10 protein-coding genes are annotated in these 11838 nt (G+C 65.6%); 3 read left to right on the top strand and 7 right to left on the bottom strand.

Going from position 1 to position 11838, the window contains the following annotated elements; translation table 11 throughout:
- Positions 1-42 precede the first annotated feature (42 nt).
- Complete coding sequence (locus EVC45_RS18480) at positions 43-942, bottom strand: ferritin-like domain-containing protein (RefSeq protein ID WP_129959382.1); 900 nt, start codon at positions 940-942, stop codon at positions 43-45.
- A gap of 432 nt (positions 943-1374) precedes the next feature.
- Here EVC45_RS18480 and EVC45_RS18475 point away from each other — a divergent pair, with 432 nt between their 5' ends.
- The 3 genes from EVC45_RS18475 to EVC45_RS18465 all read left to right on the top strand — a co-directional run bounded on the left by EVC45_RS18475 (position 1375) and on the right by EVC45_RS18465 (position 3476).
- On the top strand, positions 1375-1899 hold the full coding sequence (locus EVC45_RS18475) for a gamma carbonic anhydrase family protein (protein WP_129959380.1): 525 nt from the start codon (positions 1375-1377) through the stop codon (positions 1897-1899).
- 62 nt (positions 1900-1961) lie between these two features.
- On the top strand, positions 1962-2912 hold the full coding sequence (gene hslO / locus EVC45_RS18470; protein ID WP_129959379.1) for an Hsp33 family molecular chaperone HslO: 951 nt from the start codon (positions 1962-1964) through the stop codon (positions 2910-2912).
- 198 nt (positions 2913-3110) lie between these two features.
- Complete coding sequence (locus EVC45_RS18465) at positions 3111-3476, top strand: hypothetical protein (protein WP_129959378.1); 366 nt, start codon at positions 3111-3113, stop codon at positions 3474-3476.
- A gap of 95 nt (positions 3477-3571) precedes the next feature.
- Here EVC45_RS18465 and ftsB read toward each other — a convergent pair whose 3' ends face one another.
- From ftsB to EVC45_RS18435, 6 genes are all read right to left on the bottom strand, one after another.
- Positions 3572-4009, bottom strand: coding sequence for a cell division protein FtsB (ftsB, locus tag EVC45_RS18460; RefSeq protein ID WP_129959377.1), 438 nt, complete (start codon positions 4007-4009; stop codon positions 3572-3574).
- Between the two features lie 113 nt (positions 4010-4122).
- On the bottom strand, positions 4123-5406 hold the full coding sequence (eno, locus tag EVC45_RS18455) for a phosphopyruvate hydratase (RefSeq protein ID WP_129959376.1): 1284 nt from the start codon (positions 5404-5406) through the stop codon (positions 4123-4125).
- 165 nt (positions 5407-5571) lie between these two features.
- Entirely contained in the window at positions 5572-6426 is an 855-nt protein-coding gene (gene kdsA, locus EVC45_RS18450; RefSeq protein ID WP_129959375.1) for a 3-deoxy-8-phosphooctulonate synthase, read from the bottom strand.
- Positions 6423-8084, bottom strand: coding sequence for a CTP synthase (locus tag EVC45_RS18445; protein WP_129959374.1), 1662 nt, complete (start codon positions 8082-8084; stop codon positions 6423-6425). Before EVC45_RS18445 ends, kdsA begins: the two co-directional genes overlap by 4 nt.
- 132 nt (positions 8085-8216) lie before the next feature.
- Positions 8217-9020 carry an alpha/beta fold hydrolase gene (locus tag EVC45_RS18440; protein ID WP_129959373.1) on the bottom strand — a complete coding sequence of 268 codons (804 nt, stop codon included), beginning with the start codon at positions 9018-9020 and terminating at the stop codon, positions 8217-8219.
- Positions 9021-9149: 129 nt separating this feature from the next.
- On the bottom strand, positions 9150-11777 hold the full coding sequence (locus tag EVC45_RS18435; protein WP_129959372.1) for a DNA internalization-related competence protein ComEC/Rec2: 2628 nt from the start codon (positions 11775-11777) through the stop codon (positions 9150-9152).
- Positions 11778-11838: the final 61 nt, after the last annotated feature.

Genomic DNA, 11838 nt, shown 5'->3' with positions numbered 1-11838 from the left:
TCGTTCGATTATAGGGACAGCGGCGGAAGAAGTGGTAGCGGATTATTGAGGCGATGCTCGGTCACCCGTTTCCTGCGTGGCTTGCTGCGCATCCTGACTTGCGAGCGCGGCGAGCTCGGCATCGTCGAAACCAGCGTCGCGGCGCGCTTCGAAGTTGAACGGGCCGCGCAGTTTCGGCGCGTGATACTGGTCGGCGAGGCGCAGATAGGTGTGGTGCGGGTCGAGGCCCTCCGCGTCGCACAGATGACGAAACCAGCGGTTGCCGATCAGCACGTGGCCGATTTCATCGCGCAGGATCACGTCGAGAATCGCCGCCGATTCGTGATCGCCGGCCTGCTGCAGACGCGCGCGGATCGGTGGCGACGCGTCGAGGCCGCGCGCTTCGAGCGTACGCGGCACCAGCGCCATGCGCGCGAGCACGTCGCCGCGGGTGCGCTCGCACATGTCCCACAGGCCGCCGTGCGCCGGGGAATCGCCGTACGCGTGGCCGTATTCGGCGAGACGCGCGGCCAGCAGCGAGTAGTGATACGCCTCTTCCGCGGCGACTTTGAGCCAGTCGGTATAGAACGCGGCGGGCATGCGGGCGAACCGCCAGACGGCGTCGAGCGCCAGATTGATCGCGTTGAACTCGATGTGCGCGAGCGCGTGCAGCAGCACCGCGCGCCCCTGCGGCGACTGCATGCTGCGTCGGCCGAGCTGGCGCGGCTCGACAAGCTCCGGCCGCTCGGGCCGGCCCGGTAGGCCGGCCGGCTCCGCAAGGTCGAGACCCGCGTCACAGCGCGCGCGACCGTCGAGTACTGCCGCATACAGTTCGCGAGCCGCCGCGGCCTTCGTGGCCGGATCGCGCTCGCGCAACGCGGCGAGCGCGATTTGGCGCGCGCACGACGGCTCGTCGTGAGAGTTCGATGCGGGAGCAGTAACAGGTGAAGCGGCGGACGTCATAACGATGCAAATCAGCGATGGAAGCGGTAAAGGCGCGGATGGTGGTGCCAGCGCACACCAAGGCGAGATACGTGAGCGGTCGGGCAAAATGATGCGGCAATCGGATGTGCTCGGCTCGGCTACAAGCCAGCTCGGCCACGGTGCGCTTTCCCGCGGACCGCGCGCCTGTCCGGCCAGCTCGCGCGCGATCCAGCAAAACCGCCCACCCCAGCGTCACCGTCGCCAGGCGGCTCAATCACACAACCGTTTACAATACCCGATTCGACCATCCGGCGCGCCTTGGGGCACGCCCGTCAGTTGGCGACGCAGCGCCGTCAACTTTGCACCGCGCCGCGCGCGCACCACCCTGCCCGCGTGCGTCGACCGATCAGGCAACCATCGTGCACGGGTCGGAGTCGCTCAAAGCCCGGCTTCGGCCAACAAGGAGACATTGTGACGATTTACAAGCTGGGCGAAGCCGCCCCGATCATTCATGAAAGCGTGTTCGTCGCGGATTCGGCGAACATCATCGGCAACGTGACGCTCGAGGAGAACGCGAGCGTGTGGTTCGGCGCGACGCTGCGCGGCGACAACGAGCCGATCACGATCGGCGCCGGCAGCAACGTCCAGGAGAGCGCGGTGCTGCACACCGACCCCGGCTACCCGCTGACGGTCGAGCCGAACGTGACGATCGGCCATCAGGCGATGCTGCACGGCTGCACGATCAAGGAAGGCTCGTTGATCGGAATTCAGGCGGTGGTCTTGAATGGCGCGGTGATCGGCCGCAACTGTCTGGTCGGAGCGGGCGCCATCGTCACCGAGGGCAAGGTGTTTCCCGACAATACGCTGATCCTGGGCGCGCCCGCGAAGGCGGTGCGCGAACTGACGGAAGCGGATATCGCCAACATGCAGCGCGGCGCGGCAAGCTATGCCGAACGCCGCGAGTATTTCAAGGCGCAGCTCGTACGCATCGGCTAGACGGCCGGCACGCGGTGCGCCAAGGCGCGGCATCACGCCGCGTCATCCACTGAGGAAAAGTTGTGAGCGACCAGTTGCAAAAATTCATGTTCAGCGCGGCGCCGGTGCGCGGCGAGATCGTTTCCCTGCGCAATACCTGGCAGGACGTGCTGACGCGCCGCGATTATCCGGCGCCCGTGCGAACGATTCTGGGCGAAATGATGGCCGCGTGCGCGCTGCTGTCGGCGAACCTGAAATTCGACGGCACGCTCGTCATGCAGATCTTCGGCGATGGCCCGGTCAAGATGCTGGTCGTGCAGTGCAGCTCCAACCTGACGATGCGCGCCACCGCGAAGCTGTCCGGCGAAGCCGCCCATACGATCGACGACACGACCTCGCTGATCGATCTGGTGAACGCGAGCGGCCATGGCCGCTGCGTGATCACGCTCGATCCGACCGGCAAGCAACCCGGCCAGCAGCCGTACCAGAGTATCGTGCCGCTGTCGGGCGTGGACGGGCCGCTGAAGTCGATCGCAGAAGTGCTCGAGCACTACATGCATCACTCCGAGCAGCTCGACACGCGCATGTGGCTCGCGGCGAACACCGAGCGCGCGGTCGGCATGCTGCTGCAGAAGCTGCCCGGCGACGGCGGCATCGTCCCGCATCCGGGCGAGCTCGACGCGGATACGTGGGAGCGCGTGTGCACGCTCGGCGGCACGCTGTCGCAGGACGAGCTGCTGAAGGAAGAACCGGAGACGGTGTTCCGGCGCCTGTTCTGGCAGGAAAACGTCCAGCATTTCGAGCCGGTCGCCGCGCGCTTCGAATGCACTTGCTCGCGCGAAAAAGTCGGCGCGATGCTGAAGATGCTCGGCCGCGATGAAGTCGACGGCGTGATCGAGGAACGCGGCCACGTCGAGATTCACTGCGAGTTCTGCAATCAGCGCTACGAGTTCGACCCGGTCGACGTCGCGCAACTTTTCGTGGCCGGCGGACTCTCACAAGGTGTGACGCCGGCGGCCGCGCAGCGGCACTAAACCGCCCTCTCGCCGCAGCGGACTCCGTGCCGGCGAACTGATCGCGCTTTTCGACGGACGTCCTAACCGCGCCGCCCCATGCCTCGTCACGGCTCGGGCGGCGCGTTGCTTTTGTGCGCAGCGTTGATGCGCTGAAACGATGCGGCGCCGCGCGTCGACAAGAGTTTGCCGGAGCTTCGCACCGATGGAGATTCGACCATGAAGCACATGCTTTCGTTGATACTCGCGGTCGTCGCGGGCAGCGCGGCGCTGGCCGGCTGCTCGATCGATCCACCGGGCCCCGCGCCGATCCTGAGCCGTCTGCCGCCCGATCAGGCGGAGGCCATCAGCCACACTCAGACGCTGACACCGGAGGAACGCGCGCGCTATGACGCAATCGAGCAACAGGTCATGTTCGAACAGGATCAGACGATGGCAGCGGACGCTGCCGCGCAAGCCTGGTCGCGCTATTACTCGCGCTCGCCGCCCGTGCGGTTTTCCGTTGGTGTCTCGAGCGGCGGTTGGGGACGCAGCGGCTGGGGTACGGGAGTCGGCGTGGGGTTCGGGCCTTCATGGGGCTGGTAGCAGCGAAATGGCGGCACAAAATAAAAAAGCGCGGTTCCAAATGAACCGCGCTTTTTTTGCGTCCTTCGTACCAGGCCGATGCGAGCTATCGAACCTCAGTGCGCCGGCTTCTTCTCCTTCGCGACCACCGCCTTCCCGCCATGCTTGCGATCGGGCTTCGCGCGCGACTCCGGATTCGGCACCACGTGCAGCGGCGCCGCCGACACTTCCCCGCGCGTCGAGGTATCCGCCGACTGTGCGTTCGCCGCCGGCAACGGCTGGTTCGGCGACACGAACTGCACGAAAACTTCGCCGTCCTTGACCATGCCCATTTCGTAACGCGCCCGCTCTTCGACGGCGGCGGTGCCGTTCTGCAGATCCTGCACTTCGCCCTGGATGCGCTCGTTGCGCAGCTTCGAGTCGGCATTCTTCTGCAGTTGCTGCGCGAGTTGGCCCTGCAACTCATGCACGCGCAGCCAGCCGCCGTGCCCCCACCAGAGCGGGTACTGGATCAATGCCAGCAGAACGATCAGGACAGCAGTGACAAGCCGCATGAAGTAAGCACAATAAATACGCGCCGCCCTGCGCTATACGCAGGGCGGCGAGGTCAATCAGAAACGAAGGATAACCGGCTCATCGATCGGCGTGAACAATCTGGCGAAAAAACTTAGCGCAGATTGTAGAACGCCGACTTGCCCGGGTAGCTGGCGATATCGCCGAGATCTTCCTCGATACGCAGCAGCTGGTTGTACTTCGAGATGCGGTCCGAACGCGACAGCGAACCGGTCTTGATCTGACCGGCATTCAGGCCGACGGCGATGTCCGCGATCGTCGAGTCTTCGGTTTCGCCCGAGCGGTGCGAAATCACGGCCGTGTAGCCCGCGCGCTTAGCCATTTCGATCGCCGCGAAAGTTTCCGTCAGCGTGCCGATCTGGTTGATCTTGATCAGGATCGAGTTCGCGATGCCCTTCTCGATGCCTTCCTTCAGGATGCGCGTGTTGGTCACGAACAGGTCGTCGCCGACCAGCTGAACCTTCTTGCCGAGCTTGTCGGTCAGCGTCTTCCAGCCTTCCCAGTCGCTTTCGTGCATGCCGTCTTCGATCGACACGATCGGGAACTTGTCGGCGAGGTTCGCGAGGTAGTCCGCGAATTCCGTCGACGACAGCTGCAGGCCTTCGCCCGCGAGCTGGTACTTGCCGTCGTGGTAGAACTCGCTCGCCGCGCAGTCGAGCGCGAGCAGCACGTCTTCACCGGCGCGGTAGCCTGCTTTCTCGATGGCTTGCAAAATGGTGGACAGGCACTCGTCATTGCTGCCGAAGTTCGGCGCGAAGCCGCCTTCGTCGCCGACTGCCGTGCTCATGCCGCGATCCGACAGGATCTTCTTCAGCGCGTGGAACACTTCGGCGCCGCAGCGCAGTGCTTCGCGGAAGGTCGGCTGGCTGACCGGCACGATCATGAATTCCTGGATGTCCAGGCTGTTGTTCGCGTGCGCGCCGCCGTTGACGATGTTCATCATCGGCACCGGCAGTTGCATCGCGCCCGAGCCGCCGAAGTAGCGGTACAGCGGCAGGCCGGCTTCTTCAGCGGCGGCCTTCGCGACGGCCATCGACACGGCCAGCATCGCGTTCGCGCCGAGGCGCGACTTGTTGTCGGTGCCGTCGAGCTCGAGCAGTGTCTTGTCGAGGAATGCCTGCTCGGAAGCGTCGAGACCCATGATCGCTTCGGAGATTTCAGTGTTGATGTGCTCGACGGCCTTCAGCACGCCCTTGCCGCCGTAGCGGCCGGCTTCGCCGTCGCGCAGTTCGATCGCTTCGCGCGAGCCGGTCGATGCGCCCGACGGCACCGCTGCGCGGCCCATCGTGCCCGACTCGAGCAGCACGTCGCATTCGACGGTGGGGTTGCCTCGCGAATCGAGAATCTCTCGACCGATGATGTCTACGATAGCACTCATGGTTTCCTCAAAGGATGACGTTGAATTCTTTACTGTGACCCTGCATCGTGCACCTGCCGGTCTCCCCGACAGACAACTCGCGCGCCGATACGTTCGACGACCATTTCGCGAAAACGCCGCGTATCGATTATCGAGAGCAATCGTGACACGCGGCGCATATCTGAATCAGTTGAAATCGCTCTCGAGGAACGGGCCGCGCTTGACGGCCTGGTCGAGCGTGACAAGCGTCTCGAGCAGGTCGGCCATGCGATTGAGCGGCACCGCGTTCGGCCCGTCCGACTTCGCCTGCGCCGGATTCTGGTGCGTTTCCATGAACAGACCGGCGACGCCGACCGCGACCGCGGCACGCGCGAGCACCGGCACGAATTCGCGCTGGCCGCCCGAACTCGTGCCCTGACCACCCGGCAACTGCACCGAGTGCGTCGCATCGAACACGACCGGCGCGTGGGTCTCGCGCATGATCGCCAACGACCGCATGTCCGACACGAGGTTGTTATAGCCGAACGACACGCCGCGTTCGCACGCCATGAAGCGGTCTTCCGACAGACCCGCTTCACGCGCGGCGTCGCGCGCCTTGTCGATCACGTTCTTCATGTCGTGCGGCGCGAGAAACTGGCCCTTCTTGATGTTGACCGGCTTGCCCGAGCGCGCGCACGCGTGGATGAAGTCGGTCTGACGGCACAGGAACGCAGGCGTTTGCAGCACGTCGACGACCGACGCGACCTGCTCGATCTCATGCTCGGCATGCACGTCGGTCAGCACCGGCAGACCGAGCTGACGCTTCACTTCCGACAGAATGCGCAGACCTTCGTCCATGCCCAGACCGCGGAACGACTTGCCGCTGCTGCGATTGGCCTTGTCGTACGACGATTTGTAGATGAACGGAATGTTCAGCTTCGCGCAGATTTCCTTCAGGCGGCCGGCCGTGTCGATCGTCATCTGTTCGGATTCGACGACACAGGTACCTGCGATCAGGAAAAACGGCTTATCGAGCCCGATTTCGAAATCGCCCAGTTTCATGCTTTCTCCTCGACCCTCGACTGCTGATGCGCGAGCGCCGCTTCGACGAACGACTTGAACAGCGGATGGCCGTCACGCGGCGTGGACGTGAATTCCGGGTGGAACTGCACGCCGACGAACCACGGGTGCATGCTGCGCGGCAGTTCCATCATTTCGGGCAGATCCTCGCTCGGGGTACGGGCGCTAATGATGAGGCCACCGCCTTCGAGCTGGGGCACGAATCGGTTATTCACCTCATAACGGTGACGATGACGCTCGTTCACATCCGTGCCGTAGATCTCTTCGGCGAGCGTGCCGGGCTTGATCGGGCAGCGCTGCGAGCCGAGCCGCATCGTGCCGCCGAGGTCCGACTCTTCGGTGCGCTTCTCGACGCGACCTTCGCGGTCGTACCACTCGGTGATCAACGCGACCACGCGGTTCTTGGTTTCCTGATCGAACTCGGTGCTGTTCGCGTCCTTCAGGCCGACCACGTCGCGCGCGAATTCGATCACGGCGAGCTGCATGCCGAGGCAGATGCCGAGATACGGCACCTTCGCTTCGCGGGCATAGCGGATCGCAGCAATCTTGCCTTCGGTGCCGCGACGGCCAAAGCCGCCCGGCACGAGCACCGCGTCGAGATGCTTGAGGCTTTCGACGCCTTGCGTCTCGATCTCTTCGGAGTCGATGTACTCGATGTTCACGCGCGTCGACGTATGCATCGACGCATGACGCAGCGCTTCGATCAGCGACTTGTACGACTCGGTCAGATCGACGTACTTGCCGACCATGCCGATCGTCACTTCGTGCTTCGGATTCTGCAGCTTCTCGACGAGGTCGGACCACATCGTAAGGTCCGCCGCCTTCGGCGTGAGCTTCAACTCTTCGCAGATGATCGCGTCGAGACCCTGATCGTGCAGCATCTGCGGAATCTTGTAGATGCTATCGGCGTCCCACACGGAAATCACCGCGTCTTCGGGCACGTTCGAGAACAGCGAGATCTTCGCGCGCTCGTCGTCCGGAATGCGGCGGTCGGCGCGGCACAGCAGCACGTGCGGCGAGATGCCGATTTCGCGCAGCTTCTGCACGCTGTGCTGGGTGGGCTTGGTTTTGAGTTCGCCGGCCGTGGCAACCCAAGGCACCAGCGTCAGGTGCACGAAGCACGCGCTGTTGCGGCCGAGGCGCAGGCTCATCTGACGCGCGGCTTCGAGGAACGGCAGCGATTCGATGTCACCCACCGTGCCACCCACTTCGACGATCGCGACATCCGGCTCGCCGCACGTCGCGGAAGCCGCGCCGCGTTCGACGAATGCCTGGATTTCGTTCGTGATGTGCGGAATGACCTGCACGGTCTTGCCGAGATAATCGCCCCGGCGTTCCTTGCGGATCACCGACTCGTAAATCTGGCCCGTGGTGAAGTTGTTGGCCTTGCGCATCTTCGTGCTGATGAAGCGCTCGTAGTGGCCGAGGTCGAGGTCGGTTTCCGCTCCGTCTTCCGTCACGAACACTTCGCCGTGCTGAAACGGGCTCATCGTGCCGGGGTCGACGTTGATGTACGGATCGAGTTTGAGGAGGGTGACTTTAAGACCGCGCGATTCGAGGATCGCGGCGAGGGAAGCGGCGGCAATACCCTTGCCGAGGGAAGATACTACGCCGCCGGTGACGAAAACATATTTGGTCATCGCTGGATGCTCGCGGGAAAAACGGATTATACCGTAAAGGATGGTCCCGACCCAGCAAAAAACGACCGGCCCGCCGCGCGCCGATGCCGCCTCGCGTCGCAGCCGGCGCAGCAGTTTGCAGCCCGCTGCGCGTCAGGCGGTTCGCTCCAGCTCGCGCAACATGCGCTGCACCGCGCGCGCGGTTTCGATCGGCTTTTCCATCGGATAAAGATGGCTGCCCTCGATCCACTCGACATGCCCGCCGGTCGCGCGCCGCGTCGCGTCGAGACCGGCCTGGCGGATTTCCTTCGAGCGCGTCCCGGCGATAAACCCGACCGGCACCGGCGCGCCGCGCGCGAGCCGCGCGCCGAGCGTATGCGGCAGCGTCCGGTAGATCTGGTATTCGGTGCGACGATCGAACGCGAGCATGCGGGTGCCGTCGGGCGAGCCCTGCGGAATGCCGAAGTCGATGTAGTCGGACAGCATGCGCTCGTCCCAGCGCGCGAACGCGGGCTTCGAATGGAAGTGCCGCCATGCTTCGTCGCGGCTCGTCCATTGCGTGCGGCGCTTGCGCGTCGCGGCGGCGGGCGACAGCCGCTCGTCGAGCCCGGTCCATTGCGACACGCGCAGCATGCTGCTGCGCCAGCCCGCGATCACCGGCGAATCGAGCATCACGACGCCCCTCACCCACTGCGGCTTTTTCAGCGCCGCCATCAGCGACAGATAACCGCCGAGCGAATGCCCGACGAGCCACACCGGCTGCTCGTACTTGCGGGCGATGTCGTCGAGCAGTTGCTCGACCAGATGGGGCCAATCCTGCGTGACCGGAAAGCGCGGATCATGGCCGATCCGCTCGATCGAGCGCACGTCGTAGTCGTCGGAGAGCTCGGCGAAAATCGTCCGGTAAGTCGAGGCTGGAAAGCCGTTCGCATGCGAGAAATGGATGATGTTTTTCAACTGCGGCGATCTCCGTTGTGTTCTTTACGCGTGGGCGGGTGCTTTGCCTGGGCCGCTGCTTTTGCCGCTGCTTATACCGCTGCTTGCGCCTGTCGTGCGCGCCGTTGAGCTCAGCGAACCGCGATGCGCTCAGGGCTCCATCCAGTAGCGGCGTTGCGTGTCGCGATAGCGCTCGAGTGTCAGCGCGGCGCCCGTCTCGCCGCGCGCGACCGGATCGACGTCGACCCTGACGGCGCCATCGCGATCGCTGCGCCCGAGCTCGATATGACGGGCTGCGTAGCGTGCGAACACGCCCGCATTGGGATGATGAAAGCGATTCTCATAGCCTACCTGAAATAGCGCGATGGACGGATCGATAGAGTCGAGGAACGGCTCGGTAGACGAGGTCTTGCTGCCATGATGAGGCACCACCAACACTTGCGCGCGCAGCAAGTCGCGATCGCGCGCGAGCAGCACGCGTTCGGTCGGCGCTTCGATGTCGGCGGTCAGCAGGGCCGCGAAACGCGGCGCATCGGCACCGATGCGCGTCGCCTGTTGGCCTGCCGCGGCGCCCTCCAAGCTGCTGACCCTGAGCACGCAGCAATGCTCGTTCGCCTTGCCGGTTAGCGCCCCAGCGTCCGGCCACAGTACCGCGAACTCGACACCGTCCCACTGCCAGCGCTGCCCCGCCACACACGGCAGCGTTTGCGCGCCGAGCTGCTGCGCCTTCGGCCACAGCGCATCGGCCGGCTCCAGTCCGGCCACCAGCTGACGCACCTCGATCGCATCGAGCACGGCCGGCGCGCCGCCCGCGTGATCCGAATCGGCGTGACTGATCATCAGCGTATCGAGCGCCGTCACGCCTTGAGCCTGCAGGAACGGCACTACCACGCGCTCGCCAGCGTGCGTCGATTCCGGGCCGGGACCCGCATCGAACAACAACGCGTGATGCGCGGTCTGCACGAGTACCGACGTGCCCTGCCCGACATCGAGCGCAGTCAGACGGAATGCGCCCGATGGCTCGGCGAGGGCGCCATTTGCGCCGGGCATCAGTAGCGGCAGCCACGTCAGCGGTGCCGCCCAGCGCAGCGGCCAGCCACGCGGCGCGAGGCACCACAGCACACCGAGCGCAGCCGCGGCGAGCGCCCATGCGTGCGGCTGCGGCAACCACCACAGCGTCCAGTGCGGTCCCGACACCAGCTGCAGGCCGGCCACCAGACCATCGAGCAGCGTGTGCGCGGCGCGCCACGCAAACGCGTCGAGCGGCGCGGGCAACGCGACGCCCGCGAGCACCGCCGGCGTGACGAGCAGGCTCACCCACGGAATCGCGAACACGTTCGCGAGCGGACCGACGAGCGGAATCTGCGCGAACCAGTAGGCGGTCAGCGGCGCAAGCGCGACCGTCACCGCGAACTGCACGTGCGCGGCGCTGCGCAACCGTTCGGCGAGTGCGCGCAGCCGCCGGATCAACGCGGAATGCAGCGCCTGCCACCCGCCTCGCGCCGCACCGCCCTGCTCGCCCTCGTCATGACGGGACGCCTGAAGATGCCGCACGCGCGGCAGTCCCGACATCGCAAACAGGATCGCGCCGACCGCGCAAAAGGACAGCCAGAAACCGGCCGACACGACCGCCCACGGATCGACCAGCAGCACGAGCCCGAGCGCCCACGCGAACACGGTGGAGCGCGCGAACTGACGGCCGCCGACGAATCCCAGCGCAACGAGCGCGGCCATCCACAGCGCGCGTTGCGCCGGCACGTTGAAGCCCGCGAGCGCGGCATGCAGCGCGGCGAACATCGCACCTGCGGTCACGCCGACGAGCTGCGCGGGCCAGCGCAACGGCCAGTTGCGGCCGAGCCAGCCCGAACGTCGCCAGATTGCCGCCGCGAGCCAGCCCGCCAGCCCCGCGACGAAGCCGATATGCAAGCCCGAAATCGCCACCAGATGACTCGTGCCGGTGCCGCGCATCAATTGCCAGTCGGCGCGGCTCACTTCGTCCTGCGCGCCGATCGCGAGCGCGACGACGATGCCGCGATGCGGTGCATCGGCAAGCACCTCGTCGATACGCGCACGCAACGCGGCGCGCCAGCGGTCGATCAGTGCGGCGAGCCCGCGCGCGTGACCAGCAAGACGCTGCGCATGATCCGGCACGCTCACATAGCCGGTCGCGCGGACGTTGCGCGCGAGCAGACTCGCCTCGGCATCACGCACGCCGAAATTCGCATTGCCGTGCGGGCGTTTCAGGCGCACGGTCAGACGCCAGCGCTCGCCCGGTTCGAGCGACGGCGCAGGGGCGTCGCGCGCGATCCAGGCTAGCTGGATCACGCGTGGGAAAGGGGCAAGCTGCGCATCGTTCGCGTCGACGTCGAACAGGAAACGCGCGCCTTTGTCGCCGCGCGTCGGCAATCCCTTGATCGTGCCGACGACCTCGATGTCGCGCCCTTCCCACTCATGCGGCAGGCTCACCGCGAGCCGTGTTTGCGCGCGTATGGCCGCATAGCCGAAGCCGACGCAGATCGCTGCGCACCACACGGCGACCCAACCGATCAGCCGTCGCAGACGGACATCGCGCCATGCTTGATAAGGAGGCTGGCAGCTGGGGGTACGCTCGTGCTCGTGCGTATCACCCGCCCCATCGCCGCACAACCCCCACACGGCAACCCCCACCACCGCGCAGCCCGCCAACACCCACGCCCACCACCCGCCCGTATCCGGCAACACCGCCTGCCGCTGCAGCCAGATCACGCCCAACGCAAACCCACACCAGACTGCTCGCATCCGCCCTCCGCGCCGCCGGCGCCAGCCGACGTCACGCGCCGGCGACAGGCAGCAGCGAGCC

The sequence above is a fragment of the Paraburkholderia sp. UYCP14C genome (genome assembly GCF_004197395.1).
In the GTDB taxonomy this organism is placed as follows: Bacteria; Pseudomonadota; Gammaproteobacteria; order Burkholderiales; family Burkholderiaceae; genus Paraburkholderia.
The sequence above is the reverse complement of the archived record's forward strand: the minus strand, read 5'-3'. Positions and strand labels throughout refer to the sequence as shown.